Source organism: Micromonospora sp. WMMA1996, from assembly GCF_002573675.1.
In the GTDB taxonomy this organism is placed as follows: Bacteria; Actinomycetota; Actinomycetes; order Mycobacteriales; family Micromonosporaceae; genus Micromonospora; species Micromonospora sediminicola.
Genome location: NZ_PDHU01000001.1, coordinates 2,893,678 through 2,919,899, shown reverse-complemented (window position 1 = coordinate 2,919,899; position 26,222 = coordinate 2,893,678). Strand labels below are relative to the sequence as shown.

General features: G+C 72.9%; 33 protein-coding genes. 14 read left to right on the top strand and 19 right to left on the bottom strand.

The window, feature by feature from the left end; all coding sequences use genetic code 11:
* Window positions 1-38 precede the first annotated feature (38 nt).
* Window positions 39-617 (bottom strand): GNAT family N-acetyltransferase, encoded by a 579-nt coding sequence (locus COO58_RS13360; protein WP_098745164.1) that lies wholly within the window; start codon window positions 615-617, stop codon window positions 39-41.
* A gap of 265 nt (window positions 618-882) precedes the next feature.
* Here COO58_RS13360 and COO58_RS13355 point away from each other — a divergent pair, with 265 nt between their 5' ends.
* Entirely contained in the window at window positions 883-1,602 is a 720-nt protein-coding gene (locus COO58_RS13355; protein ID WP_218012350.1) for a DinB family protein, read from the top strand.
* Window positions 1,603-1,620: 18 nt separating this feature from the next.
* On the opposite strand, the gene COO58_RS13350 is transcribed toward COO58_RS13355, so the two are convergent.
* On the bottom strand, window positions 1,621-2,271 hold the full coding sequence (locus COO58_RS13350; protein ID WP_091576472.1) for a hypothetical protein: 651 nt from the start codon (window positions 2,269-2,271) through the stop codon (window positions 1,621-1,623).
* A gap of 229 nt (window positions 2,272-2,500) precedes the next feature.
* On the opposite strand from COO58_RS13350, the gene COO58_RS13345 reads away from it, so the two are divergent.
* On the top strand, window positions 2,501-3,046 hold the full coding sequence (locus COO58_RS13345; RefSeq protein ID WP_098746310.1) for a DUF4240 domain-containing protein: 546 nt from the start codon (window positions 2,501-2,503) through the stop codon (window positions 3,044-3,046).
* 276 nt (window positions 3,047-3,322) lie between these two features.
* On the top strand, window positions 3,323-3,886 hold the full coding sequence (locus COO58_RS13340; protein WP_098745163.1) for a dihydrofolate reductase family protein: 564 nt from the start codon (window positions 3,323-3,325) through the stop codon (window positions 3,884-3,886).
* 54 nt (window positions 3,887-3,940) lie between these two features.
* Here the strand turns inward: COO58_RS13340 and COO58_RS13335 are convergent, their stop codons facing one another.
* The gene (locus COO58_RS13335; protein WP_176558804.1) at window positions 3,941-4,825 is read right to left on the bottom strand and encodes an aminoglycoside phosphotransferase family protein; all 885 of its coding nucleotides are present in this window, start codon (window positions 4,823-4,825) and stop codon (window positions 3,941-3,943) included.
* A gap of 134 nt (window positions 4,826-4,959) precedes the next feature.
* Here COO58_RS13335 and COO58_RS13330 point away from each other — a divergent pair, with 134 nt between their 5' ends.
* Window positions 4,960-5,472 carry a DUF402 domain-containing protein gene (locus COO58_RS13330; RefSeq protein WP_141561890.1) on the top strand — a complete coding sequence of 171 codons (513 nt, stop codon included), beginning with the start codon at window positions 4,960-4,962 and terminating at the stop codon, window positions 5,470-5,472.
* A 14-nt stretch (window positions 5,473-5,486) separates the two neighbouring features.
* Here COO58_RS13330 and COO58_RS13325 read toward each other — a convergent pair whose 3' ends face one another.
* From COO58_RS13325 to COO58_RS13315, 3 genes are all read right to left on the bottom strand, one after another.
* Window positions 5,487-6,587, bottom strand: a complete 1,101-nt coding sequence (locus tag COO58_RS13325; RefSeq protein WP_218012349.1) for a pentapeptide repeat-containing protein — start codon at window positions 6,585-6,587, stop codon at window positions 5,487-5,489.
* A 76-nt stretch (window positions 6,588-6,663) separates the two neighbouring features.
* Window positions 6,664-7,854 (bottom strand): serine hydrolase, encoded by a 1,191-nt coding sequence (locus COO58_RS13320; protein WP_098745160.1) that lies wholly within the window; start codon window positions 7,852-7,854, stop codon window positions 6,664-6,666.
* 68 nt (window positions 7,855-7,922) lie between these two features.
* A complete protein-coding gene (locus COO58_RS13315; RefSeq protein ID WP_091576460.1) occupies window positions 7,923-8,420 on the bottom strand; it encodes a DinB family protein in 498 nt (165 codons plus the stop codon).
* 74 nt (window positions 8,421-8,494) lie between these two features.
* Between COO58_RS13315 and COO58_RS13310 the strand changes: the two genes are divergently transcribed.
* Complete coding sequence (locus tag COO58_RS13310) at window positions 8,495-9,034, top strand: GNAT family N-acetyltransferase (RefSeq protein WP_091576458.1); 540 nt, start codon at window positions 8,495-8,497, stop codon at window positions 9,032-9,034.
* 37 nt (window positions 9,035-9,071) lie between these two features.
* Here COO58_RS13310 and COO58_RS13305 read toward each other — a convergent pair whose 3' ends face one another.
* From COO58_RS13305 to COO58_RS13285, 5 genes are all read right to left on the bottom strand, one after another.
* The gene (locus COO58_RS13305) at window positions 9,072-9,593 is read right to left on the bottom strand and encodes a GNAT family N-acetyltransferase (RefSeq protein ID WP_091576456.1); all 522 of its coding nucleotides are present in this window, start codon (window positions 9,591-9,593) and stop codon (window positions 9,072-9,074) included.
* Between the two features lie 319 nt (window positions 9,594-9,912).
* Complete coding sequence (locus COO58_RS13300) at window positions 9,913-10,584, bottom strand: 1-acyl-sn-glycerol-3-phosphate acyltransferase (protein ID WP_091576454.1); 672 nt, start codon at window positions 10,582-10,584, stop codon at window positions 9,913-9,915.
* Window positions 10,581-11,222: a DJ-1/PfpI family protein gene (locus COO58_RS13295; protein WP_098745159.1), complete on the bottom strand. Its 642-nt coding sequence runs from the start codon at window positions 11,220-11,222 to the stop codon at window positions 10,581-10,583. The genes COO58_RS13300 and COO58_RS13295 overlap by 4 nt, the downstream gene beginning before the upstream one ends.
* A gap of 16 nt (window positions 11,223-11,238) precedes the next feature.
* Entirely contained in the window at window positions 11,239-12,168 is a 930-nt protein-coding gene (locus COO58_RS13290; protein WP_098745157.1) for a GlxA family transcriptional regulator, read from the bottom strand.
* An 80-nt stretch (window positions 12,169-12,248) separates the two neighbouring features.
* Window positions 12,249-12,824: an HD family hydrolase gene (locus COO58_RS13285; protein WP_098745156.1), complete on the bottom strand. Its 576-nt coding sequence runs from the start codon at window positions 12,822-12,824 to the stop codon at window positions 12,249-12,251.
* 169 nt (window positions 12,825-12,993) lie between these two features.
* Between COO58_RS13285 and COO58_RS13280 the strand changes: the two genes are divergently transcribed.
* The 4 genes from COO58_RS13280 to COO58_RS30195 all read left to right on the top strand — a co-directional run bounded on the left by COO58_RS13280 (window position 12,994) and on the right by COO58_RS30195 (window position 15,067).
* Entirely contained in the window at window positions 12,994-14,184 is a 1,191-nt protein-coding gene (locus COO58_RS13280) for a helix-turn-helix domain-containing protein (RefSeq protein WP_098745154.1), read from the top strand.
* Window positions 14,185-14,502: 318 nt separating this feature from the next.
* Entirely contained in the window at window positions 14,503-14,682 is a 180-nt protein-coding gene (locus tag COO58_RS13275) for a hypothetical protein (protein WP_098745153.1), read from the top strand.
* Entirely contained in the window at window positions 14,679-14,897 is a 219-nt protein-coding gene (locus COO58_RS13270; RefSeq protein WP_091576437.1) for a hypothetical protein, read from the top strand. The genes COO58_RS13275 and COO58_RS13270 overlap by 4 nt, the downstream gene beginning before the upstream one ends.
* Complete coding sequence (locus COO58_RS30195; RefSeq protein ID WP_172967801.1) at window positions 14,894-15,067, top strand: hypothetical protein; 174 nt, start codon at window positions 14,894-14,896, stop codon at window positions 15,065-15,067. Before COO58_RS13270 ends, COO58_RS30195 begins: the two co-directional genes overlap by 4 nt.
* 3 nt (window positions 15,068-15,070) lie before the next feature.
* On the opposite strand, the gene COO58_RS29915 is transcribed toward COO58_RS30195, so the two are convergent.
* A complete protein-coding gene (locus COO58_RS29915) occupies window positions 15,071-15,328 on the bottom strand; it encodes a hypothetical protein (RefSeq protein ID WP_141561889.1) in 258 nt (85 codons plus the stop codon).
* 122 nt (window positions 15,329-15,450) lie between these two features.
* Here COO58_RS29915 and COO58_RS13265 point away from each other — a divergent pair, with 122 nt between their 5' ends.
* Both COO58_RS13265 and COO58_RS13260 read left to right on the top strand, forming a co-directional pair.
* A complete protein-coding gene (locus tag COO58_RS13265) occupies window positions 15,451-16,071 on the top strand; it encodes a GNAT family N-acetyltransferase (RefSeq protein WP_098745152.1) in 621 nt (206 codons plus the stop codon).
* Complete coding sequence (locus tag COO58_RS13260; protein ID WP_098745150.1) at window positions 16,068-16,670, top strand: bifunctional 2-polyprenyl-6-hydroxyphenol methylase/3-demethylubiquinol 3-O-methyltransferase UbiG; 603 nt, start codon at window positions 16,068-16,070, stop codon at window positions 16,668-16,670. Before COO58_RS13265 ends, COO58_RS13260 begins: the two co-directional genes overlap by 4 nt.
* Here COO58_RS13260 and COO58_RS13255 read toward each other — a convergent pair.
* On the bottom strand, window positions 16,660-17,265 hold the full coding sequence (locus COO58_RS13255; RefSeq protein WP_098745149.1) for a YdeI family protein: 606 nt from the start codon (window positions 17,263-17,265) through the stop codon (window positions 16,660-16,662). The two genes, COO58_RS13260 and COO58_RS13255, sit on opposite strands and share 11 nt — an antisense overlap.
* Before the next feature lie 31 nt (window positions 17,266-17,296).
* Window positions 17,297-18,160, bottom strand: a complete 864-nt coding sequence (locus COO58_RS13250) for an alpha/beta fold hydrolase (RefSeq protein WP_098745147.1) — start codon at window positions 18,158-18,160, stop codon at window positions 17,297-17,299.
* A 96-nt stretch (window positions 18,161-18,256) separates the two neighbouring features.
* Between COO58_RS13250 and COO58_RS13245 the strand changes: the two genes are divergently transcribed.
* On the top strand, window positions 18,257-19,477 hold the full coding sequence (locus COO58_RS13245) for an ROK family transcriptional regulator (protein ID WP_098745146.1): 1,221 nt from the start codon (window positions 18,257-18,259) through the stop codon (window positions 19,475-19,477).
* Between the two features lie 17 nt (window positions 19,478-19,494).
* Here COO58_RS13245 and COO58_RS13240 read toward each other — a convergent pair whose 3' ends face one another.
* Entirely contained in the window at window positions 19,495-20,796 is a 1,302-nt protein-coding gene (locus COO58_RS13240; protein WP_098745144.1) for a low temperature requirement protein A, read from the bottom strand.
* Window positions 20,797-20,835: 39 nt separating this feature from the next.
* Window positions 20,836-21,501: an HAD family hydrolase gene (locus tag COO58_RS13235; protein WP_091576419.1), complete on the bottom strand. Its 666-nt coding sequence runs from the start codon at window positions 21,499-21,501 to the stop codon at window positions 20,836-20,838.
* A gap of 130 nt (window positions 21,502-21,631) precedes the next feature.
* Here COO58_RS13235 and COO58_RS13230 point away from each other — a divergent pair, with 130 nt between their 5' ends.
* Entirely contained in the window at window positions 21,632-22,216 is a 585-nt protein-coding gene (locus COO58_RS13230; RefSeq protein ID WP_091576416.1) for a carboxymuconolactone decarboxylase family protein, read from the top strand.
* 29 nt (window positions 22,217-22,245) lie between these two features.
* Here the strand turns inward: COO58_RS13230 and COO58_RS13225 are convergent, their stop codons facing one another.
* Complete coding sequence (locus COO58_RS13225) at window positions 22,246-22,962, bottom strand: hypothetical protein (RefSeq protein ID WP_098745142.1); 717 nt, start codon at window positions 22,960-22,962, stop codon at window positions 22,246-22,248.
* A gap of 31 nt (window positions 22,963-22,993) precedes the next feature.
* Window positions 22,994-24,247, bottom strand: coding sequence for an MFS transporter (locus COO58_RS13220; RefSeq protein WP_255292605.1), 1,254 nt, complete (start codon window positions 24,245-24,247; stop codon window positions 22,994-22,996).
* Window positions 24,248-24,338: 91 nt separating this feature from the next.
* On the opposite strand from COO58_RS13220, the gene COO58_RS13215 reads away from it, so the two are divergent.
* Window positions 24,339-25,289 carry a LysR family transcriptional regulator gene (locus tag COO58_RS13215; RefSeq protein WP_176558803.1) on the top strand — a complete coding sequence of 317 codons (951 nt, stop codon included), beginning with the start codon at window positions 24,339-24,341 and terminating at the stop codon, window positions 25,287-25,289.
* On the opposite strand, the gene COO58_RS13210 is transcribed toward COO58_RS13215, so the two are convergent.
* The gene (locus COO58_RS13210; RefSeq protein ID WP_255292604.1) at window positions 25,264-26,169 is read right to left on the bottom strand and encodes an aminoglycoside phosphotransferase family protein; all 906 of its coding nucleotides are present in this window, start codon (window positions 26,167-26,169) and stop codon (window positions 25,264-25,266) included. The two genes, COO58_RS13215 and COO58_RS13210, sit on opposite strands and share 26 nt — an antisense overlap.
* Between the last annotated feature and the right edge of the window lie 53 nt (window positions 26,170-26,222).

The window sequence follows — 26,222 nt, the reverse complement described above, 5'->3', positions numbered from 1 at the left end:
GCGGCAGTTTACCCATCCGGACCGAGCGCGGATCGCCGTCACGACCGGCAGTGTCCGCGTCGATCGGTGCGTGAGTCGCGACCGGGGATGACGCTGTAGACGTACATGTCCCTGCGCTCGGCCCCGACCTGCTGCCAGCTGCGCAGGAGCCCTTCGCGCTGGTAGCCGCAGGCTTCCGCGGCACGCCACGAGCCCTCGTTCCACGGTTCGACGAACAGCTCCAGCCGCTTGATGTCGTCCAGCGAGCGGGCCCACGTGGTGAGGGCGCCCAAGGCGGCCCGGACGTATCCCCGGCGTCGGTGATGCGGCGCTACCCAGTAGCCGGTCGATGCGCGCCCCGCGGAGATGTGGTTGGTCCAGAGACCGATGCTCCCCACGGCTTCGTCGGTATCGGCGTCCGCGATCGCGAAGGAGTAGCCGGACCCGTCGGTGAGCCGTTGGTGCTGCCGATCGATGTAGGCGGCGATGTCCTCGTGGGCGCCGGAGGGCGGCACGGACGTGACGAGGGGAATGAGCGGGTCCGACGCGACCGAGGCGATGAGTGGGGCGTCGTCCCGTCGGAACGGCCGTAGGCGCACCGGCGGCTCGTCGAGACACGGCATCTCCGTCGGCAGCATGCAGGCGATTGTGAGGCTCGGAGAGCGTGCTCGAAAAGCCCATGCTCAGGAATGCCTCCGAGGAGGAGATCGAAGGCGTTCTCGGTGCCGAGTTCGGGCTCTCGGCCGACGACGCGGCGTTCGCCTTGGTGCGGGACCCATCACTGATCGGCTGCATCTACCCGCAGTTCGCGTTCTGGCGACGGACGAAGGCGGCCGCGTCGCACACCGGTTGTCGGTCCCGCCCGCTAGCATCGCCGCGATCGCCGACGGGAGGAGAGAGGCCGTGGTTGAGGGCGACGTCAGGACATTCGTGGACAAGGACCTGCAAGGCGCGCGGTTCACCAGGTCGACGCTGGCCGGCGCGGTGATGCGCGGCGTCGACGTGCGCGGGCTCGATATCGATGCGCCCTGGCTGGCGGACGGCGCACTGCTGGTCAACGGAGTCGACGTGGTGCCGCTCGTCGAGGCCGAGCTGAACCGGCGCTTTCCCGGGCGCGAGCTGAAGAACGCCACGGATCTCGACGGCCTGCGCGCGGCGTGGGCGGCGCTCGAGAGGGCCTGGGCAGCCGCGGTGGACCGGGTCGAGTCCATGCCCGAGGGCGCCGCCGACGTCTCGATCGACGGCGAGTGGTCGTTCGCGCAGACGCTGCGCCACCTCGCGTTCGCCACCGACGCATGGCTCGGCAAGGCGATTCTGCGACTGCCGCAGCCCTTCCACCCGCTCGGGCAGCCGCACGCCGAGTACGAGACGGACGGCTACGACATGTCCATCTTCGCGGCAACGCCGCCGAGTCTCGCCGAGACCCTGGACCTGCGGGCCGAGCGGCAGGCCATGGTGCGGGACTTCCTCGCGAACGCCACGCCGGCCCTGCTCGCCGAGTCGCGGCCGACAGCGTGGTCACCCGATCACGAGGAGCCGGTCGTGCACTGCCTCCACGTGATCCTCGACGAGGAGTGGGAACATCTCCGCTACGCCCTGCGCGACCTCGACGCGCAGGAATAGGGCTGGTCTCGATCGAGGTCAGGCGTCGCAGGTCCAGGGCCGTCCCGGGGCCGCGCGTACCGCGCTGCGCCCGGGCGGCAGGTCAAGGACGTCGATCAGGCTGGGATCCTCGTCGACGGCATGGTGCAGGTGCCCGAGCCTGCCGTTGCTGCCGTCCGCGTCGCTGGCCCCGATGAGCTGCCAGATCCCGTCGTCCGCGTCGTGACTGATCCGCAGCACGGGCTCGTGGCGTTCGAAGACCTGAGCGGTCTGGATGCAGGTGGTGCCCAGGAGCCAGTGCCGCATCCACCGGGCGCGCCGATCGTGTTCCATGACGTGGTCGGTGACCCACCACACGAACGGCAGGTCCTCGTGGGCACGTGACTGGTCCGCGGTCAGGTCCGGGCCGCCCTGCGGGACCCGCTCGAAGGGCTCGTCGACGAGCGAGAACGCATGGCCTTCCTCGTTGGCGAAGATGACGGCGTGGAAGGTGCCGCCGCCGGGATTGCCGGCGCCGATCCCCACCGACAGCCGGGCGACGTGCGGGTCCGAGCCGGTGACCCAGCCGAACGCGTACGACGCCAACTCGCCACCCGGGCCGACGAACTCGCCGAACGCACGCCGGTCCATGCCCGTCATGCCCGGTGTCGGCACCTCGACGAGCGTGCCCTCCAGCACCTGGATCTCCACGCCGGCAAGATATCCGATCGAGAGCCTCGCCCCGCAGGCGCACGCCCGGCGGCTGACCGTCCGACTCTCAGGGGGCGTCGAACCACGGCTTGCCGGCCGCCCAGTGCCGTATCCATCCCAGAAAACCAGCACGATGCCGTGTCCCGCTTGCGTGTTGACAGCACGCGTCCTCGGAACGCACCTGCCGCGGGGCCCTGGCACGCGGAGTCGGCTCGCTAGGGTCTGCGCCATGGAGTGGGAGGACTTCTGGCGGATCGTGGAAGGCGCCCGAGCGGAGGGGGGCGCCGACACGGAACGCGTCGCCCAGGTGCTCCGCCGCCGCCTGCGCGCGTTGACCCCGGACGAGATCGAATGGTTCGACGACCTGTGGCTGCAGGCGCAGGACAGCCTGTACCGCTGGTCGATCCGGGACGCCGCGACACTGCTTCTGGGCAGCGTGGACGACGACGACTTCTCCGCCGTGCAGGACTGGATCCTGTCGCATGGACGGCCTGTCGTCCGGCTCGTGCAGAACGACCCTGACAGCCTCGTCGAGTTGGCGTCCGACCGGCACAACGCGCGAATCGACTGGTTCTGCGGTCTTCCCCTCGATGCGTACATCGTCGCGACCGGGGCTCCGTTCGCCATCGACGGCCCGTCCGGACCCGAGACACCGGTGGGAGCGCCGGGCGACCTGACCGACGAGACCCGCACCCGGCAGCGGTTTCCCAGGCTCACGGCCTACCTCGACAGCAATCCGTGGATCGAGCGTCCGTGGGAACGCGGGACCGACTGACGGACGCGAGCCCGGCGTATCCCTGTGCTCCGATCCCGTCACGCATGGATCGGCTGGCCTGATCCGACACCACTGGCTCCCGAGGACTTCGGTATCCCTCGCGCCTGTCAGGCGACGGTCTCCACAACTTTCTCTCGGGATGCCGTCGCACTCGGGCCCCGTCGATCGTGGAACAGGCGGAGGGTGGAGACGCCCGGCCGGATCCTGATGACAGACGTGACGGTCGGTCAGCGGGCAGATCAAGGTGACACCGCGGGTGCACCGGAAGGTAGAGGCATGGCAAAGCTGATCTACGTGAACAACGTGTCGCTCGACGGGTACATGGAGGACGAGGCGGGAGTCTTCGCCTGGTTCCCGCCCGACGACGAGGTGTTCGCATTCACCACCGATCTCCTGCGGTCGGCGGGCACGTTCCTCTACGGGCGGCGCCTGTACGAGATGATGGCCGTCTGGGAGACCGACGCCTCGCTGGCCGCGCAGTCCGATCTCATGGCCGAGTTCGCGCGCGTCTGGAAGGCGGCGGACAAGGTCGTCTACTCGACGACTCTCACCGAGGTGCCGACGGCTGCCACCCGGGTGGAGCGCCACTTCGACCTCGCCGCCGTACGCCAGCTGAAGGCCACGGCGGACAGGGACATCACCATCGGCGGCGCCGACCTGGCCGCGCAGGCCATCCGGGCCGGCCTGGTCGACGAGTGCCAGTTGCTCGTCTGGCCCACGTCCGTGGGAGGCGGCAAATCGGGACTACCCACGGGTGGACGCACCGACTACACGCTCCTCGGCGAGCGCCGGTTCGGCAACGGCGTCGTCCACCTGCGCTACCGCCCGCTCGTCCGCTGACCGGGGCGCGGCCCTGTTGCCGAGGCGCCGCGGCCGGTGCGCGTTCGACGCGGGTCAGTCGTGGCGGTGACGGACGATGTGGTCGATGGAGCGGATCGTGTCCGCGCGGTCGTCCTCGCTGATCAGGTCCCACAGGTCGGCCAACCAGTAGAGCGAGCCCGACAGCATCCAGGCCCACCCGCGTATCCAGGTCGCCTCGTCGAAACCGAGCGCCTCCCGGTAGGCGGCCCGGGCGCGGGCATCGAACAGGCTCCAGCCCGGCCGGACCTCGACCGCCGGATCGCCGCGGCCGAGAGCACCGAAGTCGATGACGCCGGTGAGCCTGCCCCGGTCGACCAGCAGGTTGCCTTCCAGCAGGTCGCCGTGCAGCCACACGGGTGGTCCGGGCCACTCGTCGGCCGCCATCGCCTCGTCCCACGCGGCGGTCACCGCCCGCCGGTCGATCCGGTCGCCCAGCGCCGCGATCGACCGGCGGGTCAGCTCGTCCCGCTGCGCCAGGGGTACGCCGCGTTGAATCCCCTCCTTGACCGGCCCGTCCATCGGGTCGATCGTGATCATCGCGCGCACGAAGCCGGCGAGGTCGACGGCGAGGTCGACGAGGTCCTGCCCGGCTTCCGGGTTGTGCCCGTCCAGCCACGGGACGACCGTCCACGGCCACGGATAGTCCCCACCCGGCTGGCCGAGGCCGATCGGCACCGGCACCGGCACCGGCAGGTGCGGCGCGAGCCGCGGCAGCCAGGTCGCGTCGGTCGCCACCTGGTCGACCGCCCACGGCGCCCGCGGCAGTCGTGCCGTCAGCGAGTCGCCGAGCCGGAACAGCGCGTTGTCGGTGCCGGTCAACGGCTGCGCGACGATCGGCAGTTCCGACCATTCGGGGAACTGCGCGTCGATCAGGGCGCGAACCTGCTCGGCAGTGACGACGATCTCTCCGGGGCGCACCACGCGACCGTAGGGCCACTCGATCGTCCTGTCGATCGAATTCGGACCGCCGGCATCGCGGCCCCGGCGGCGAATCCGCCGGGGCCACCGTCGGTCGGCGTCCCGCCGGAGGTACGTCTCCGTAGGCTGCTCGGGTGACCGACAGGATGGCCGCCGGGACCGTGCGTCTGTTCAAGATCAAGCGCCCGGGTGGTGTCTTCTGGTTCGACCTGCGGTGCGTCGGGCAGGACCGCGACGGCACGTGGCTGCGCGGGCCGGTCGGTTCGGCCTGGGGCGCCCCGCACGACCGCGGCACCCTGTCCGTACCGGTGGTGGTGTTGCTGGCGACCGGTCGGCCGTGGGCGGCGTGGTGGGTGGGCGATCCCGCCGACCGACGACTGGAGATCGACGTGTGCCGCCCACCGGAGGTCACCGAGGGCGGCTGGCGGTACGTCGACCTCGAACTCGATCCGGTCCGGCACGAGGTCGACGGGCGGGTCGAGATCGAGGACTGGGACGAGTACGACGACGCCTGCCGCGACGGCTGGATGAACCCGGACGACGCCGAACTGGCCCGGGCCACGGCACAGCACTGCGCGGATCTGCTCCGCCAGGGTACGGAACCGTGGCTGCGCCGCGGCTGGCAGCTGCTCGACCAGCCGATGTGAGTCTGGATCCCCGGTCAGGGGATCGACCGGAGCCGCGGGGCCTTCGTCGTGATCCCGGGCGGTTGGAGCAGGGGCGGCGGCTCGGGGCCGGGGTCGTCGGTGACGACGACGCCGGCGCCGAGGTGGTCGAAGTCGGCAGGCCACCGGGTGAGGTCGCTGGCGAGAGCGCCGTCCAACCGCGCCCCGGTGAGGGTGGCGGCGCCGAGATCGGCGCCGCGCAGGTCGGCCAGACGCAGATCGGCGCGGCGGAAGACGGCGCCGGTGGCGTCGGTCTTGCGCAGGTTCGCCTCGCGGAGGTCCGCCTCGCCGAAGTCGGCGTCGCGCAGGTCTGTCTCCACCAGCCGGGCCCCGCGCAGGTCGGCCCCGACGCACCGGGCGCGGCGCAGGACGGCCGTCTTGAGGTCGGCGTGTCGCAGGTTCGTCGACACCAGGGACGACTGGGTGAGGTTGGCGTGGAAGAGGCCCGCCGACTCCATGCAGGCCCGGTCGAGATTAACCTCCGGCAGCCACAACCCGTCGCAGTCCGCCCGACGGAGATCCGTGTCGCTGAGGTTGACCCAGCGCTGTTCCCGGTGGTGCTGGCACAGCACACCCAGCCCGGTCAGCGCGACCTGGGCGTCGGCGACACGCGTCTCCAGCGGCGTGACGTCGTTGATGTCGACGTCCGCCGCGGGCGCTCCCGCGGCGTGCGGCGGCCAGGGCAGGTGCGTACGCAGGAAGGCGGCCTGGATCGAGATGACCGCCTCCCGGTCGCGGGGGGAGTGTTCCGCGATCCGCCACAGCGCGTGCAGGCCGCCGATGCGCACGTCCAGCTTGTCGCTGCCGAGCTGGTCGACCGCTCGACTGAAGCGGTCGGTCAGGTTGCTCTCCTGGGTGGCACGCAGGCTGTCCTGACTGACCCGGAGCTGCCGCCACGTGGCGTAGGCGCCGAAGAACAGCACGACGCCGGCGAGCGCCTGGAGCATCGTCTTGCGGACCTCGCCCACCGCGGTCAGCCGATCCGGCGCGGAGACGCTCGCTCCGGCCAGGTCGTGCCCGACCACCAGGCCCGGCAGCACCACGAACGCCGTGGCGAGAACGGCCAGTCCGATCGCCGCACCCACGACGGCCGCCACCGCGCGCCGACCTACCGGCAGATCGCGCCCGCGTCGCCGTCCGCCACCCGGCTCGTTCGCTCCCACAGGCTCGCGGTCAGTCGTCGATCGACTGGTAGACGGCCGTCCAGAGGTCGTGCCACATCGGCAGCCTCTGGTCGCCGGCGTGCGCCCGTTGCATCATGACGATCGTCGTCATGTTCTCGGCGGGGTCGTTGTACCAGGCGGTGCCGTAGAGGCCGGGCCACCCGTAGCTGCCGACCGAGGGTCCGAGGTGCGTGCGGCGGGTGCGGACCGACATCCCGAATCCCCAGCCGATGGCGTCGAAGTAGCCGGGCCAGAAGCCGGACACCGGCTTCTGCTCCGGGGTCAGGTGGTCGCTGGTCATCAGTGTGACCGCCGGCCGGGAGAGCACCCGCTCGCCGTGGTGGACGCCGCCGGCGAGCAGGGCCGAGGCGAAAGCGAGAAAGTCGTCGGCGGTGGAGACGAGCCCGCCGCCGCCGGACTCGAACGCCCGGGGCCGGCTGAACCGCCCGTCGGGGCCGTCCTCGACGACTGGATCGCCGGTGGGGGCGTCGTCCTGCGCGTACGCCGTCGCCAGCCGGTCGGTGTTCCCGGCGGCCACGCTGAACGCGGTGTCCCGCATGCCGAGCGGGTCGCAGACCCGCTCGCGGATGGCGTCGTTGAAGGACATGCCGGTGGCCCGGGCGACGAGCACGCCGGTGACGTTGGCGGCGACGTCGTACATCCAGCGCTCGCCGGGCTGGTGGACGAGCGGGAGCGCGCCGAGCTGGCGGATCCACCCGTCGGGTGACGCGTAGTCGAGCGCGTCCAGGGCGTCGGCGATCGGGACGGTGCCCGGCTCGGCGGGGACCATGCCGGTGCCGAGGGTGCCGACCAGCAGGTCCCGCAGCGTGATCGGGCGTCGCGCCGCGACGGTGGCGTCCAGGGGCCCGTGCGGGTCGGCGAGCACGGTCATGTCCGCCAGCTCGGGCAGGAGGTCGTCGACCGGGTCGTCGAGGCGGAGCGTGCCGTCCTCGACCAGCGTCATCACGCACGCGGAGACGACCGGCTTCGTCATCGAACCCAGGCGGCAGATCGTGTCGGCCGCCATCGGCGTGCCCGACCCCGCGCCCTCGAAGGCGAGCCGGCCCACCGCTTCGACGTGCACGTGGCCGTGGCGGGCGAGGACGGTCACCACTCCCGGGACGAAGCCCGTGTCGACGTGCCGGTTGAGCAGGTCGCGCAGCCGCACCAGCCGCTTCGACGAGAGGCCGCCACCGGTCATCGCTCTCCTCCTCGTCCCGCCCGTTCGCACGGTACCCGGCGCGCGACGATCGCACGTGCCCCCGCGCGTCAGGCCGCGAGGACCTGTTCCCGGAGGATGTCCGCGTGCCCGCAGTGCTGGGCCAGCTCACGCAGCACGTGGAGGTAGACCCACCGCAGCGGGAGCGGCCCGCGCCGGTGCCCGGTGAGGACGTCGTCCAGGCCCAGCGACGAGGTCGCCCGGCGGGACGCCTCGCAGGCCGCGCGGTGTGCCTGCCGGATGCCGGCGATCGTGTCCCCGTCGTCGAGCAGGAACGAGTCCTCCGACCGCTCCGGGATGCCGATCTCGGCGCGCGACCGGCCCGTGACCGCCTCGTCGAACCAGACCTTCTCCACGAAGGTCGCGTGCTTCACCAGACCCAGCAGGGTGGTCCGGGAGGTCACCAACGACCGGCGCGCCTGTTCCTCGGTCAGCCCGTCGAGGCAGTGGTCGAGCGCGTCGCGGTGTTCGTCGAGGAACGCCTCGAACTGGGCCCGGGCGGGCTGCGCGACGACCTCGGCGGCGAAGGTGGGCGGGAAGGACGGCATGGACGAAGCATTCCAGACCGGCGGCCGGCGTTAACTCGTTCGTGGCGCCGTACCCCGGCTGTTAGCGTCGCGGCATGTTCGCCACCGACCGGGTCCGGCTGCGCCCGCCCACGCCCGACGACGCGCCGAACCTGTTCCGTCTCCACGGCGACCCCGAACTGCACCTGCTCACCAACGACGGCCCGTTCGTGCCGCACCACGTCGGTCAGGTCCGGGCCCGGCTGGAGAAGCGGATCAGTGACCCGGCCGAGGTCGACGACGGGGTGTCGCTGCTCGCCGAGGCCGTGGCGGACGGCACGTTTCTCGGCGGCAGCTCGCTGTGGGGGATCAACACCTTCAACCGGTACGCCCACCTCGGCATCACGTTGCTGCCCGAGGCGCGCGGCCAGGGGTACGGGACCGACGTGGTCCGGCTGCTCTGCCGGTACGGGTTCCGCAACCGCAACCTGCGCCGCCTGGAGCTGGAGACGCTGGCCGGCAACACCGCCATGCGGCGGACCGCGGAGAGGTGCGGCTTCACGCACGAGGGCACCCAGCGGGAGCGCGAGTACGACGGCGACGGCTTCGCCGACATGGTGATCTACGGCCTGCTGCGGCGCGACTGGACGCCTTAGCGCGACCGGCAGGCCCTTCCGCCGGCCGGTGGGCAGGTCAGCGGCTGAGCGTGATCCAGTAGCGGCGGACCCGGACCTGTCCGGTGTCGAGGATTCCCTGGAACACGCCGCCCTGGCTTTCGATGGTGCGCGCCGAGGCGAGGTTGTCCTCCAGGCAGGGAATGAGTACCCGGCGCAGACCCAGCACGGTGCGGGCCTCGCGGAGCATCTCGCCCAGGGCCCAGCTCGCCAGGCCGCGGCGGCGCGCCGAGGGACGTACGCCGTAGCCGATCTGGCCCAGGTCGTCGTCCTGCCAGTGCCGCATCGCGATCCCCCCGAGCACCTGCCCGTCCTCGACGATCCACCGGCAGGAGGCGTGCCGCTCGTCGGGGCATGGCGCCCCGGCCCCGTGGTCGAGCCGGACACATCGCCGCACCCAGTCGGCGAAGCCGTCGGGCGAGTCCAGGTCGTCTTCGGGGCCGATGCCGAAGCCGTCCTCGTGCAGACCGGGTCCCCAGTCGTCGCGGCAGTCCTGGAAGGCGGCATACAGGCTGGTGGTGGGCGATATCAGAGTTGGCATGCGAGCCACCGTAGCCACGTTCCGAGCCTCCGGCGATCCCCTCGAATCCACTGTGGATCATGCCCGCAGGCAGTCTCTGCCTTCGGCGAGGGCGTTTGCTTTGGGGGAGTACGTGTGTGCTCGCCCAAGCGGTCTCCGGGGGTCTCAGGGTGGGTGAGTGGCTACTTCCGCGGCAGCGGACCCTGGCGCGCGAGGGCTGAGCATGAGCGAGGTGAGTGATCTGCGTCACAGCGTGGTCGCGGCGCCGTCGGCGGGTGCCGCAACCACTGCCTTCACGCCTACTGCCGGTCGCTCCTGGCCGGACCGGCGGCGCGGGACGTCACGGCCGGGCGTACCGCGGCACGTACTCCTGGCCGGACAGCTCGGCCACGGCGGCCATGACGGCGTCGGTCGCGATCCGCCGGGACCGCGCGTCGCCGGGATCGCCGCCGAGCACACCGAGGTCGACCGGCTTGCCGAACGTCACCCGGACCCGCGCCGGGCGGGGGAGTGTCCGTCCGGGCGGCAGCACCCGGTCGGTGCCGGACATGGCCACCGGGACGACCGGTGCGCCGGAGCTGAGCGCCAGCCAGGCCACCCCGGTGCGGCCCCGATGGAGGCGGCCGTCCGGGGAGCGGGTGCCCTCCGGATAGATGCAGAGGATCCCGCCTTCCGTCAGCACCCGCAGGCAGGTCTCCAGGGACGCCACGGCGGCGCGCCGGTCGTCCCGGTCGACCGGGACCTGACCGCCGGCGGCCAGGAACCGGGACGTGAGTCGCCCCAGGACGGTGCGTCCGGTGAAGTACTCGGCTTTGGCCATGAACGTCACCGGCCGGGGTACGACGAGTGGCAGGAAGGTCGAGTCCGTGACGGACAGGTGGTTGGAGGCGAGCAGGACCGGCCCGCTCAGCGGAACGTTCTCCACCCCTTCGACCCGCAACCGGACGGCGGCCCGCAGCACCGGGCCGAGCGTCGTCCGGAGGACGGCGTAGCCGCGCCCGTGGCCGCTCATGCCCGCCCCACGATGGCCGAGCGCCGGGCGAGGACCGCCGCGACGACCGCGTCCGGCGCGGTCGCCGGATCGCCGGCCCGGTAGGGCGGCTGCGGCTGGTACTCGTGGGCGAGTTGGATGCCCTGCGCGACCGTGTCACCGGCGATCCGGCCGGCCAGGGCGAAGGCGAGGTCCAAGCCGGCGGAGACGCCGGCGGCGGTGCCGTACTTGCCGTCGAAGACGACCCGCTCGGGCGACGCGACGACGCCGAGCGCGGCCAGGTCGTCGCGGAGCAGCCAGTGCGTGGTGGCGCGACGGCCGGCGAGCAGGCCGGCGGCGGCGAGCAGGAGCGAGCCGCTGCAGACCGAGGCGGTCCACGTGCTGTGCGGGTCGACGGCACGCAGCCAGCGCAGGACCGGGCCGTCGTGCATGTGCGCGTTCTGGCCGAGGCCGCCCGGAACGACGATCACCTCCGGGCGGGTCACGTCGACGAGCGCCGCGTCGGCGTACAGGTGGAGGCTGCCGACGTCGTTGCGGACCGGGCCGGGACGGTCGGCGACGAGGGTGACCCGCGCGCCGGGCAGGTGACTGAGCACGTCGTAGGGGCCGACGACGTCCAGTGCGGTGAAACGGTCGAAGAGCAGGAACGCGATCTGCAAGGAACCCTCCCCGGGGTCAGAAGCGGCGTCGGTACTCGGAGGGCGGAACGCCCAGTGCGCGGACGAAGGCGCGGCGCATGGCCTCGCTCGTCCCGTACCCGGACCGTCCGGCGATCCGGTCGACGCTGTCGTCACCCTCCTCCAGCAGGCGGCGCGCGGTCTCCAGGCGTACCCGGTCGACGTAGCGGCCCGGTGGCTCACCGACCTCGGTGGTGAACGCCCGGGCGAACTGCCGCGGTGACAGGTTGGCCCGTCGCGCCAGCGTCGGGACCCGCAGGTCGGCGTGCGGGTTGTCGGCGATCCACCGCTGCACCTCGCGTAGGCCGGAGCGGCTGGCGACCTGGGCGGACAGCTGGGCGCTGAACTGGGTCTGGTTGCCGGGGCGGCGCAGGAACATCACCAGGTGCCGGGCGATGGCCAGCGCCACGTCGCGGCCGAGGTCCTCCTCGACCAGGGCGAGCGCGAGATCGATGCCGGCGGTCACGCCGGCCGAGGTGGCGATCGGCCCGTCCCGGACGAAGATCGGCTCCGGATCGACCAGGACGTCGGGATACCGCCGGGCCAGGGTGCCGCAGACCCGCCAGTGGGTGGTGGCCCGGCGGCCGGCCAGCAGACCGGCCTCGGCCAGGACCAACGCACCGCTGCACACCGAGACGACGCGTCGCGCCCCCGAGGCGTGCGCCCGGAGCCACCGGACGATCGCCGGATCGGTGTCGCGGGTGCCCTCGCCGCCGGGCACGATCACCGTGTCCGGCGCCGGCACGACCGACAGGTCTGCTTCGGGCACCAGGGTCAGGCCGCTCGACGTGCGGACCGCCGCGCCGCCGGAACTGGCGGTCACCACCCGGTAGGCCGGGCCGGCGCCCGCGAAGACCTCCAACGGGCCGGTCACGTCGAGGCTCTGCACACCCGCGAACAGCAGGATCAGAACGGTACGGCCGGACATGCGACCAGCCTGCGGCCTGGTGTCAACGGCAGCAACGTCGTGGATCCCACCTTCTCTGCCACGGCGTCGCGGTCACGGTCTCACCGCGCGGGCGGGTTCAACCACGCCATCGGACTGCCGGTCAGGGCGGCGTCGGCGAGGCGGTGTGCGGATGCCGTCCTCAGCGCCGCCCGTGAGCTGTCGATCCATCGCTGGACGTCGGCGACGCCCTGGTGCCGGTACTCGACGGCCTGGACGAGGCATTCGAGCTTGTCGGCGTCGCGGGCCACCACCGCCTCGCGGGTCTCGCCGGCCTCGTACTCGGCGACGGCGGCCCGCATCGCCTCGGCGACAGCCGGTGGGCAGTCGGCGACCTGGTCGGCCGTCACGGCGGTGTTGGGCACAGAGGTGAGATAGCGCTTGGCGATGTGCGGCACGTCGGTGATTCGGGTTTCCTGGGTGTCGTGCAGGACGCACATCATCGACACCCGGCCCGGGTCCGCGCCCTCCATGGCCGCGAGCACCATGCCGATGAGCGCCGTGCGGAACGAGTGTTCGGCGATCGACTCCGGGTGCTTCACACCGGCGAACCACCAGCCGGTCCGGGCCGCGCGCTTGAGCACTCCCGCCTCGAAGATGAAGCTCATCGCTCCGGTCACATCATGATCGCTGCTCATCCTGACCGCCCTCCCTGGATAGGTCCGCACGAGCGGCCGAGGCTAGCGAGTGGGCGGACGGTACACCGCATGCCGCACCGCGCGCAGGCGGTGTACCGTCCGAAAGGCGGCACGCCGGCGCTGCTGATCGGTGCCGGATCCCAGTCATCGTCCCGGGAGGCAGGCGGACATGACCAGGAAGACCGACACCATCGGCGCCCGGATCCGATACTGGCGGATGCGCCGGGGTGGGATGAGCCAGGCCGTCCTCGCCGGACTCGCCGGGCTCAGCCAGTCCTACGTGTCGCAGGTCGAGTCCGGACGCAAGACGATCGACCGCCGCTCGACCCTGGTCGCGGTCGCCGCCGCGTTGCAGGTCACGGTCGCTGACCTGCTCGGTCAGGGCACGGAGACCGGCGATCCGGCCCGCGAGCATGCCGCCGAGTGTGTGCCGGCGATCTGGTCGGCGCTCATCGAGATCGAGGACGGGGAGCGCCGTCGGTCGACCCGTGGAGCGGCGCAACTGACCGCCGACATCGCGCGCAGCGAGCAGCTTCGGCACCGCTCGAACTTCCCCGCCATGGCCCAGATGCTGCCGGGCCTGCTGTTGGAGGCGGCCGCGGTGGGCGGGACGGCCCTCGCGCAGGTCGCCTACCAGGCCTCGGCGTGCCTGCGGCACCTCGGATACCGGCACCTGGCGTTGAACGCAGCGCGGGTGGCGGTGGCAGCCGCCGAGGCGGTGGAGGAGCCGGCGTGGCTGGGCGCCTCCCGGTTCGCGTACGCACAGAGCCTGCCCATCGAGGCGGCGCCGCTGGCGGCGCGGGCGGCCGACCGGTCCCTGGCCGAGCTGCAGTCCGCCGCGGCGGACGAGCGGGTACGGCAGATGCTCGGTCAGTTGCACCTGTCCGCCGCGCTCGCCTCGACGGTCGGCGGTCGCGCGGACATCGCGCGCGATCACCTGGACGAGGCAGCCAGGGAGGCGGCGACCCTCGGCGATCCGGCGGACGGCATGGGCTTCAACGGCTGCGGTTTCGGGCCGACCAATGTGGCGCTGTGGGAGATGTCCATCGCGGGGGAGTCCGGTGAGCCGGGCCGGGTCATCGAGCTGTCCCGCACGGTACGACCACAGGTTCTCGCGGCATCGATCCGGCAGATGTCCTACTGGCTCGACCTCGGGCGCGCGCTGGCCGACTCGGGCCGTCGGGACACCGAGGCGCTCGCCGCGTTCGTGCACGCCGAGCGAGCCGCTCCGGTGCCGTTCTCGCTCAACCCGCTCGCCCAGGACGCCGTCGTCGCGATGGCCCAGCGGGCCAGGCGGCGCGCCGTGCCCCACGAGCTTCGCCTGCTGGCCGGGCGTCTGGGGATCAGCCTGGTGCCATAACCAGCGGTAATTCTGCCACTACCGCCTGCCCCTAGTGTCCGTTTCGGACGAGGGAAGACGCCTCGTCCGTTGGTCGAGTGCAGTGTCGGCTCCCGTCCGGGCGGTCCGTCGCACTCGGAGGACGGAGGTGACAGTGGGTGGAGGACGCCGCGGTTCGGCCGGACGCCGCACGGGGGATGAGATCCAGGCCGCCGAATGGGACGCGGCCAAGCGACGAATTCTCGCGATGGCCGAATCTGGCCACTCGGGCGCCGGGGACCCCGGTCCGACCGCACAGTCGTCGGTTGCCGACGGGACGCGAACCGCTCCGGAGGACCGGTGAACGACCGTGGCGAGCGGGCGATCCTGGCGGTGCACGTACGGGGTCTCGACGGGATGTGCGCGGGGTGTCGGCTGTGGTGGGCGCGGCTCACTCCGTACCCCTGCTGGCAGGTGACGTGGGCGACCAGCCGGCAGGCCCGCGCGAGCGTCGCCCGCTTCCTGGGAGCGGGCGGGTGAGCGCCCACGGGCCGGTGCTGCCGGTCTGGACGTGCGGTGGGTGCGGCGGGCCGTGGCCGTGCGCGACCCGGCGGCGGGAGTTGAAGGCGGAGTACGAGGACGCGCCGATGTCGCTGGCCCTGTACATGGGGGCGCAGTTGGTGCGGGCGACGGCCGACCTGAGCTGGGCGCCCGCCGGGGCGTTGCACCGGCGGTTCCTGGGCTGGCTGCGGTGAGCGTGCTGCGGGCCGGGGACGAGAAGTTCCACTACAGCGACGGTTCGCACCGGTGGATCGCGCCGGGGCCGGACTACGACCAGGCGGTGTGGGACGAGCAGGTCCGCCAGCACAAGCTGGGTCACCTGCGCAACGAGCGACCGAGGGTACGCATCCGCAAGGTCGTGTGAGGTTCAGGCGCCGGCGGAGGTGTCCGAGCCGTACGCGGCGTCGTACATCGTCCCCGCGTTCCCGCCGCCGCCCTGGCCCCGGATCGTGCCCTTGCGGGAGCGCCCGCGCCGGCGGTCCATCTCGGCCATGGCCCGCCGGGCGTCCCGCAGCACGGCATCGCCCGCCGCCGCGCGGGCCGCTCGGCGTCGTCGGACGACGAACGCCACCACAAGAAGCAGCGGTACGCCGCACAGGACGATCCAGAGCCAGGTCGCTGTCACGGTCCACCCCCACCGGCCGTTGCCCGAGTCACCCCAGCATGACCCACCGGCGCCACGCACCGGCGACCCGCCGGCGGGGGATTCCGATCGCGGCGGCGGCGCGGTCGTGCGATCGTTGCCGCATGCCTCAGCCGATCTTGCGTACCGACCGCCTGCTGCTGGTTCCCCTGGCCGACCGGCACCTGGAGCTGGAGGTCCAGCTCGACTCCGACGCCGAGGTGCTCCGCTACCTCTACTCCCGCCCGCGCACCCGGGACGAGGTGGTCGCCTCCCACGCGCGGCGGCGGGGCCTGGCCACCAAGGTGGACGGCCTGGGCTTCTGGATGGCGTTCGGCTCCGACGGCGGCGCGCGCGGCTCGACGGCCCCGGCGGGGGAGGACGACGGTGAGTTCGTCGGGCTCATGATGCTGCCCCCGGCGAACGGCCCCGACCAGCCTGACGACCCCACCGTCGCCGAACTGGGCTACCGGCTGGTGCGCCGGTACTGGCGTCGGGGCCTGGCCAGCGAGGCGTCCCGCGTCCTGCTGCGGCACGCCTTAGACACGGTCGGGCAGCGCCTGGTGATCGCCCAGACGATGACCGTGAACGCCGGCTCCCGAGGGGTCATGGAGGCGGTCGGCATGCGCTACGTGCGCACCTACTTCCCGACCTTCGACGAGCCGGTGCCGGGAGCGGACCAGGGCGAGGTCGAATACGAGATGACCCGCGAGATGTGGGAGCACATGCAGGGATCGCGACGGTGACCACGGATCAGGTCCGCCGGGCGTACGCGTCCGTCGCGGACCTCTACATCGAACTGTTCGGCACCAGCGGGCAGGTGCACGCCGACGACCTCGCCTTCATCCGTGCGCATGTGGCCGGGCGGCCCGGTCCGGTGCTCGACGTGGGCTGCGGGCCCGGTCACCTCACCGACCACCTCCGCTCGGCCGGGGCCGACGCCACCGGCCTCGACGTCGTCGGCGAGTTCATCGCCCACGCCCGGGCCACCTACCCGGACGGCAGCTACCTGCTCGGCTCCATGACGGATCTGCCGATCGCCGACCGCCGCCTCGCCGGCGTCCTGTCCTGGGGCTCGGTCATCCACCTGCCACCGGACGACCTCGACGACGTGCTCGCCGAGTTCCGGCGGGTCACGCGCCCGGGCGCGACGATGGTGTTCGGCATCTTCGTCGGCGACGAGGTGGCCGCGTTCGACCACAAGGTCATCACCGCCTTCCGCTGGCCCGTGGACGCGTTCGTCGACCGGCTGGCCCGGGCCGGCTTCGCCGAGGTGGCCCGGCTGCACCGGCCCGCCGACGGCGTCAACCGCCCACACGCGGCCGTCGCGGCGGTCAGGGCGTGACCGGAGGCCTGGCCTTCTGCGGATGGGGCGTCTCGTGGCGGGCCAGCATGGCCACGAACTCGCCGATCTTGCGTTCGCGGGTCTCCGCCCGCTTGACCGCGTTGAGGCGGTGGATGAGCGCGAACCGGTTGGCCTTGGTGAGCACGTCGAACATGGCCTGGGCGGCGGGCACCGCGGCGATCGCGGCCAGCAGGTCGGCCGGCACCTCCGCCTCCGACGGCGGGGCATAGGCGGCGTCCCAGCGGCCGTCGGCCTTCGCGGCCTCCACCGCGGCGCGGCCCGCGGGCGTCATCCGACCCTCCGCCTCCAGCCGGGCCACGTGGGCGACGTTGCGTTGTGACCAGATGCTGCGGGGCCGGCGCGGGGTGAACCGGATCCACGAGGTCTCCTCGTCCCGCTTGCGGGCCTGCCCGTCGATCCAGCCGAAACACAGCGCCTCGTCGACCGCCTGCTGCCAGGTCAACGTCGTGACGGTGCCACCCTTGCGGGTCAGCGCGAGCCAGACACCCGGGGACGTGGCGTGGTGGGCCGACAACCACGCCCGCAGCGCGTCCGCGTCCGCCACGACCAACTCGTCCAGCTCCGCTCCCGCCATGACGGCAGGGTAGCCGCCACCTCCGACGGGATCAGGTGAGGAAGCGGTGCAGCGCCTCGGTCAGGTCGTCCGGGTTCTCCTCGGCGACGTGGTGTCCGGACTCGATCGGGTGACCGCGCAGGTCGGCGGCCCAGGGACGCCAGACGGCCAGCGGATCCCCGTAGAGACGTTCCATGTCGTCGCGGGTCGACCACAGGAACAGGGTCGGACAGCGTACGGAGCGACCGGCCCGCCGGTCGGCCTCCTCGTGCTCCCGGTCCACACCCAGCCCGGCACGGTAGTCCTCCAGCATCGCCCGGACCGTCGCCGGGTCGCGGACGGCCTGGAGGAACTCCCGGTGGTTCTCCGCGCCCATGCTCTCGGGGCGCGCCTTGGCCGCGTACCAGGCGTCCGGATCGGCGGTGATGACCCGCTCCGGGATGTCCGGCTGGGCGAAGAAGAACCAGTGGAACCACTCGCGGGCGAAGGTCGCGTCGCACCTCGCCAGCGCCTCGCTGATCGGCACGCCGTCGAGGACCACCAGGCGGTCGACCGCGTCCGGGTGGTCCAGTGCCAGGCGCAGCGCCACGTAGGCCCCGCGGTCGTGCCCGACCGTGGCGAACCTCGGGTGGCCGAGGAGGTCCATCAGCCGCCGCAGGTCCGCCGCCACCGCCCGCTTGGACTGCTGGGAGTGGTCCGGGCGCAGGTCCGCCTTTCCGGACCGCCCGTAGCCGCGCATGTCCGGGCAGACGACGGCGAACCCCCGCTCCACCAGCCGCGGGGCGACCCGGTGCCAGGTCGCTCCGGTGCGGGGATGGCCGTGGATCAGGAGGACGGGCGGGCCCTGCCCCGCGTGGCGGACCCGCAGCTCCACCTCCCCGACGTCGATCCGCTCGTCGGTGAAGTCGTCGAACATGCACCACAGGTGACCGGCCGGACCACTCGGCAAACGTCCGCGCGCTGGCGGGCCATCTATCCTTGTCGTGCCAGTTGCCATCCGACGGAGTGGTCGATGCTGAACGGTCTGGCCGCGGAGCGACCCGCGACGGGGGACAGCCACCGGCGTAACCTCGCCGCGCTGCTCCGCCGTGTCCACCTGGGCGGCCCGGTCTCACGCGTCCGGCTGGCCGAGGAGCTGGGCGTCAACCGCAGCACGGTGCTGGCGCTGACCGGCGAACTCGCGGCGGCGGGACTGGTCCGCGAGGAGTCCGCCCCGGCCACCGGGCGGACCGGCCGACCGTCCCTGCTGGTCCGGCCGGCGTCCGACGCCGTGCACGTCCTCGCCTTCGACATCGCGGTGGACCGGCTCGTCGCCGCCCGTGTCGGTCTGGGCGGGGTGGTGTCCGGCCGCCTGGAGGCGACCAGGCCGAGAGCCGGGGCCGACCTCGACTTCGTGGTGTCCGTGCTCGCCGACCTCGGACGGGCGTTGCAGCACGGCGCGCCACCCGGGTCGGTGTGCGTCGGGGTCGGGGCGTCCTACTGCGGGATGATCCGGCCGGGCGACGGGCTGGTGCGGTACGGGCCGGACCTCGGGTGGGTGGACCAGGCGTTCGGCGCCGAACTGGCCCGGCGGTTGGACCTGGGCCTGCCGGTGCTCGTCGGCAACGAGGCCCACCTCGGCGCGGTCGCCGAACACCAGCGTGGTGCCGGGGTCGGGGTGCGCAACCTGGTCTACCTGCACGGCGACGTCGGTGTCGGCGGCGGGATCATCGTCGGTGGCGACCTGCTCGGCGGGGACGGCGGCTACGGCTCCGAGGTCGGTCACATGCTGGTGAACCCCCACCACGGTCGGCCCTGCCTCTGCGGTTCCCACGGCTGCCTGGAGGCCGAGGTCGGGGAGCGGGCGCTGCTCGACGCGGCCGGCCGTCCCGCCGACAGCATCGGCCGGGAGGCGGTGCGGGCCGTGGTCGCCGACGCGGCCCGAGGCGACCTCGCCGCCCAGGAAGCGCTGCGCCGCGTCGGCGACTGGCTGGGCATCGGGGTGGCGAACGTGATCAACCTGTTCAACCCCGGGGTGGTGATCTTCGGCGGCACGCTCCGCGAGGTGTTCCAGGGCTCGGCCCCGCACGTGCGCCGCCGGATCCGGGCCAACGTGCTGCCCGTGTCGCGGGACAAGGCCGAGCTGCGGGTGTCGGCTTTCGGTGACGACACCACGCTGATCGGCGCCGCCGAGCTGGGCTTCGCGCCGCTGCTCGCCGATCCGCTCGGAAACCGCACCGCCGTGGCGAGCTGACCCGGGGCGGCGTGTGTTCACAGCCGGCGGGCCCGCCACCGGTTCAGCTCGGTCTCCATCCGCGTCTGCTCGTCGAGTGCCACCCGGCGGACCTCCCGACGTAGCGTCCGGGTCACCCGGAGCTGGACGGTCACGACCCCGAGAGTGACGCCGGCGAGCAGCGCCAGCGCGGCCAGCTCCGGCACCTGGTACGCCACCGGCACCAGCGCGGCGAGGACCAGGGCCGCTCCCAGCAGCACCCGGTCGAGTCGGCGCAACGCGCGCAGCTCGATCGCCACCAGGGCGAGCGCGAAGAGGATCACCCCGCCGTAGAGCAGGAGCGGATGCAACTGACCGGGTCGTTCCGCACCGGTCGGATGCTCGGCGTGCAGCAGGATGCTCAGCAGCCGTTCGAGGCTGAGGGCGAAGAGGATGATCCCGACGACCAGCGGCAGGTGCAGGTAGCTGTAGACGTCCCGCGCGAGGGGGATCCGGCCCGGCCCGCGTACGCCGTGCAGGCGTTGTTCCACGGCCGCGGCGATCCAGTCGAAGTACAGCCACCAGAGCGCGGCGATCACGACGATGCCCAGCGCCGACGCGACGACCGTCGGCAGACCCACCGGGCGGCCGTACTGCGCCGACGCGCCGATCCCCAGCGCGATCACCGACTCGCCGAGGGCGACGAGCACGATCAGCGCGTGCCGTTCGGCCGCGTGCCCCACCGAGCGCAGTCGCCAGCCCGTTCGGGCGAGCAGCAGTCCGCCCAGGTACTCCAGCACCAGGGCGACGACCCAGAACCCGATCCGCACGTTCTGCACCGCGCCGGCCGCCACGATCCGCTGCGGCACCACCGCCGCCAACAGGACGACCACCGTACTGACCAGCGCCGGCGCGACCAGCAACAGCGCGGACCGGCGCGGTGTGCCCTCCGCCCGCGCGATGGTCCAGAGTGCGGTCGCCTTCAGCCCCCAGGTCATCAGGTACGCCACGGCGAACAGCCACGGGCCGTAGAGACCACCCGGCTCATCGCGGAACGCCACCCCCACGCTGACCGCCAGGAGGAACACCGGCACCATCATGGCGAGCCCGATCAGCGGCATGACGCCCTCGTCGGACCGGACCGCGTTGCCGATCGTGACGAAGCCGGTCCAGCACCACCACAGCAGGACCAGCACGAGCAGCGCCTCCAGCAGCGACTGCGCCGTGAGGTTCTTGCTGGTGAGGGTGGAGACGTTGAAGAACGCGAAGACGAACACCAGGTCGTAGAAGAGCTCCAGGCGGGTTGCTCGGGTGCCGGGCCCACCCCAGCTGATCAGCTGGGACCTGATTATCCTCCCCATACAGGCATTATCTGCACCGAAACAGGGCGGATGGCGCGATCAACGAATCCGCTCGCCCGCCGCGTTGTGCTCGGCCACCAGGTCCGGAAGCTCGGCCAGCGAGCCGATGCGGAACAGGCACCGCTGGGCCACGTCCGGCATGTCGAGGATGTGTCCCCACGGGCCGCGCCGGATCAGGCACGCCGGCATGCCGGCCGCCATGGCCGGGCGGGCGTCGTTGTCGGGCCGGTCGCCGACGTACAGGATGGACGACGCGTCACCGCCGCCCGCCTCGACGACCCGGGTGAAGAACGCCGGTGCCGGCTTGTCCACACCCCACCCGTGCGACGTGCCGATGACGTCCACCGGAAGGCCGAGGGCGCGCAGGCTGGCCTCGGCGTGGGCCGGCTGGTTGCCGGCCAGCCCCAGGTGCAGGCCCTGCTCCGCCAGGGCGGTCAGGCACGCGCGCGCGTCGGGATAGAGGTCCTCCTCGCCGAACGTCTCCGGCACGCCGGCGGCCACCCGGCGGTCGAGTTCGGCGGTGAGGTCGAAGTCGGGCCGGAACACGCGGAACACCTCCTGGTAGCCCAGGCCCCTGGCGATCACCGCGCCGAACACCGCCGAGAAGGTGTGCCGGGGCACGCCCAGCCAGTCCGCCCAGTCGGCGAACTCGCGGGACTCGTCCAGGATCGTCCCGCCGACATCGAAGAAGATCGACTTGATCATTCCGTTCCCCCGTCCCGGTCGCGCCGTGGGTGGATCATAGGCGCGGATCGACGCGACCATCCGGGGCCGGCTCCGCGAACTGTCGTCCATCGGTCTCCGGGTGGCCCAGAAATTCCGGCACACTGCCTCCATGAGTCGCCCGACCTTCCTTCCCGACCCGCCGCCGGGTCCGGCGGTCACCGCCGCCTACGACGAGGACGTCGCCTCCGACGGCTACGTCAACAACCTCACCCGCGTCTGGTGCTGGCGTCCGGACGTGTCGGCGTCGTTCCAGGCCGTCCGCGCCGAACTGCTGGGCGACTCGGGGCTGTCGGCGCGGGAGGTGGCCGTGCTGGTCGCCGCCACCGCCGCCGCCCGGGGTGACGCCTACTGCGCCCTGGCCTGGGGTGCCCGGCTGGCCGACCTCAGCGACGAGGCGACCGCCGCGGACGTGCTGGGCGGCGCCGACGGCGAGCTGTCCGGCCGGGAGGCCGCACTGGCCGGATGGGCCCGTCAGGTCGTGCGGGACCCCAACGCCACCACCGAGGACGACGTGCGGGGCCTGCGCGAGGCCGGCCTCAGCGACCGGGAGATCTTCGAGGCGACCACCCTGGTCGCCTTCCGGTTGGCGTTCTCCACGGTCAACGACGCCCTCGGCGCCCGGCCGGACCAGCAGCTCGCGGAGCGGGTGCCCCCGCTCGTGCGGGACGCCGTCACCTTCGGCCGTCCGGTCTAGGGCCGTTCCTCCACGAGGGACCTCCCGGGTCAGGCGCGGAGCGAGGCGAGCGCGACATCGACCGCGCCGAGCAACTCCTCCTGGCGGTCGAAGTCGTCGGCGTGGTCCGGGTCGACACCGCACTCCCGTTGCCGGGCCCGCAGCAGGTCATGGTGGGAGTACGCCGAGACGTGCACCGGGAAGGCGAACGGGTCGAGACCGCCCTCGACGAGCACGTCGACGGGGTCACGGTCGTCGGGCCCGACGTGCAGCCAGGTGTCGTACGGCGAGCGCGCGTAGACCCCCGCCGCGAACCCGTCGGTCCACGCGGAGACCAGCGCCGCCAGGCTCGTGGCGGCGCGGACCGGGTTCCGGTCGTCCACCTCGATCTGGTAGCGCCAGATCTCCCCCTCGTGGTCGCCGGCGAGCACGAAGGTGAAGACGATGCGGTCGCAGATGAGCAGCGGCAGCTGACGCCGCCAGGGGAAGGGGACCCCGACCGCCATGGACAGGTACCCGAGGAGGTTGTCGGCGTTGTCCCAGGGCAGCGGATGACCACCCTCGGGCAGGACCTGCGCGTACGGCAGGCCCTCGTGGTGGAACCAGATCGCCTGCTCCGCGACGCGGTCGACGTCGAAGACGCGGCAGAGCGTCTCGACGCCGAGCGCGTCGGCCGGCTCGTCGGTGTCCCAGGGGACACCGGCGGCGGTCGCCGCCCTCCGGTAGCGCTCCACCGCGCCACGCAGCACCCGCATGTCGTCGAGCACGACCGACCTCCCCGCACAGTCGCGGCCGACGTTAGCGCGGCGCGCCGACAGCTCGCTGCCCCTCGGGTGCGGCGTCGGCCTCGGGCCCGCGCCCCGGTTCCGGTCGGGGCAGCAGGAGCGGGGTGGCGAGCAGCAGGACACCGGAGACGGTGATCGCGGCGAGCGGGCCGACGCGCGTCGCCAGGACGCCCCCGGCCAGCATCAGGACGGCCTGCGTGAGCCGGCTGCTGACACTCCACGCGGTGAGCACCTGGGCGGCGTGGTCCGGGGGAGTTCGGCGCAGCCGTTCGGTGGCGTGGATCGGGTTGAACACGCCCATGCACGTGATCAGCAGAGCCTCGACGACGATCACGGTCAGCAGCCCGGAGACGCCGGGACCGACGAACGCGAGGCCGAGCGGGAAGACCGCTCGCAGCCAGCCGGACACGATCATCACCCGGTGCCGGCCGTGCCGCCGGACCAGGGGCGCGGAGAGACGGGCGCCCACCAGACCGCCGAGCGCCGGGACGCCGAAGGCCAGCCCGTACTGCCAGGCCGGGAGGTGGTAGTCGCCCAGCAGCAGGACGGCCAGCAGCGGCGCGGTGGCCATGATCAGACCGCCGACCAGCACCGAGTTGAGGAACAGGCGCCGCAGGACGCGGTCGTGGCGGATGAACCGCCAGCCCCGGACCAGGTCGGCTCCGGTCAGCCGGGCGCCCGCGGCGCGGGGCGCGGCCACGTCGTCCCCCCGGATCCGGCGGACCGCGAACGCGGACAGCAGATAGCTCAGCGCGTCGGCCGCGACGGTGACGACCGGGCCGAGCAGCCCGACGAGCGCGCCGCCCACCGGCGGGCCGACCGCGGTCGCCACCCAGCTCGTACCCTCGAACCGCGCGTTCGCCACGAGCAGGCGCCCGCCCGGGACGAGGTGCTTCAGGTACGTCCCGGACGCCGCGCCGAACGCGATGCCCGCCGCGCCGCAGGTGACCGCGACGACCAGCAGCTGGCCGTAGGTCAACACCCCGAGCAGGTACGCGACCGGCACGCTCGCCGTCGCGACGAATCGGGACAGGTCGGTGGCGACCATCACCGGCCGCTTGGGCCGGTGCGCCACCCACGGCCCGAGCGGGATCGCCACGACCGCTGCGACGGCGAGCCCGGCCGCCTCCAGCAGCGACACCGCGAACGCCGACGAGTGCAGCACCCGCACCGCGAGCAGCGGAAACGCCCCGAACGCGGTCCACGTGCCGTACGTGCTGACCGCGTACGCCGCCCACAGCCAGCCGAAGCCCGATCCGAGTTTCACCGGCGCATCACACCGGCCGCGCGGGCGGCGGATCAAACAACCGGCGATCGGCGAGCCACAACCATCGGTGGGGCGGCCCTAGGGTGGGCCGGTGGACACCGAGGCAGTGCGATCGTTCGTCCGGGCGGCCGAACTCGGGCAGCTGCGCCACGCCGCCGACGAGCTGGGCGTGACCCCGCAGGCGGTCTCCAAGCGCGTCGCCGCCCTGGAACGCGACCTGAGGGTCCGCCTGTTCACCCGTACCGCCCGGGGGGTCGAGCTGACGCCCGACGGCCGGGCGTTCCTCCCGTACGCCCGGGGTCTGGTGGTGAGCGCGGACCGCGCGGTCGCCGCGGTCCGGCCGGCGTCGCGGGCCCCGCGCGTGGACGTCCTCGGGCTGCGCAGCGCGCAGGCCGTGGTCCTGCACGACTACTGGCGGTCACACCCCGGCACCGACGTCGACGTGGTGACCCTCCGCGTCGACGACCCGCGCCAGGTCGCCGCCGCCGTGCAGGCCGGCGACATCGACGCCGCGTTCCGCACCGTCACCGACCCGGCCGCCCTGCCGCTCGACGTCCGCATGGTCCACGCGTTCGACTCCCCGCTGCAACTCCTCGTCGGCCCCCGGCACCCGCTCGCGTCCGCCCGGTCGGTGACCCCGTCGCGACTGCGTGGACACCTCATCCGGGTGCCCGGCATCGTGCCGCGCAGCGAGTGGTCGGAGTTCTACGACCAGCTCGTCACCGCGTTCGACCTGCGCGTCGACGCGACCGGCCCGAACTTCGGCGACGAGGTCCTCCTCGACGCCATCGCCGGCTCCGCCGACGTGGCCACGCTGGTCGGCGCACGCGACCGCTACGTCTGGCCGGCGCGCCACGACCTGCGTCGCATCCCGATCGTGGACCCGACGCCGGCGTACCCGATCTCGCTCCTGCTGCCCCGGACCAACCCGCACCCGGGGCTGCGGGCGATCCTCGACCACGTCGCGGCGCTGCCGCCGGTGCCCGAGCCGGCGTGGCGACCCGACTGGCCCCGGCTCAGCCCGGCGGCGGGTCGGCGGTGATCCGCTCCAGCGTGCGCCGGCCCGTCCGGCTCATCACCGGGTTGGACTCCCGGTAGTACCAGACCAGCCCCATGGCCTGCTGGAACGCCCACGCCCGGCCCCGTTCCCACGCCAGGTCGTCGCAGCCGAGTCGCCGCCGCAGCGCCCGGCGCGGCCCGGCCGCCAGCAGGTGCCAGGCGCCGACCAGATCGAGCGCCGGATCGGCCGGCCCCAGCCCGCCCACGTCCAGCACCCCGGCCAGCCGCCCGTCGGCGACCAAAACGTTGCCGGGGATCAGGTCGCCGTGGGTCATCCGGTCCGGCGTGCCGCCCCGGGGCAGCTCCCGCATCGCCGCCCAGAACCGCCGCAACAGCGGCACGTCCAGCAACGATGCGCTCTGCCGGAAGCAGGTCTCCATCCACTCGTCGTGCGCGGGCAGGTTACCGCCCCGGCCCGGGCCGTCGAACGTGCGCCCCCGGGTGTCGATGGCCCGGACGCCGTCGACGAACTCGGCCAGGTCGTCCGCGAAGGCGTACGAGTCACCCGGGTCCCGGTCGGTCGCCACGACGCCGGGCAACCAGGTCTGGACCGACCAGGGCAGCGGATAACCGGCGCCGGGCGCGCCGAGCGCGACCGGCTCCGGGGTGGGGAAGCGGGTACGCCCCAGCAGCTCCCGGGCCGCGTCCGCCTCGCGTTCCAGCCAGCGCCGCGCGACCTCCGGCTCCTGCGGTTGCAGCGGGAGCCGGACGGCGAGGCCCTCACCCAGGCGGAAGACGGCGTTGACCGTGCCCTCCGAGGCCACCGGGCGGACGGGCAGGTCCCGCCACGCGGGGAACTGTGCGTCGACCAGCCCACGCACGGTGGCAGGGGTGACGGTGAGCTGTCCCTCGTGCATCGGCATGCCGGGCAGCCTGTCCGTCGCGGCGGACGCCCGCAACAGGATTGTCCGTCGTA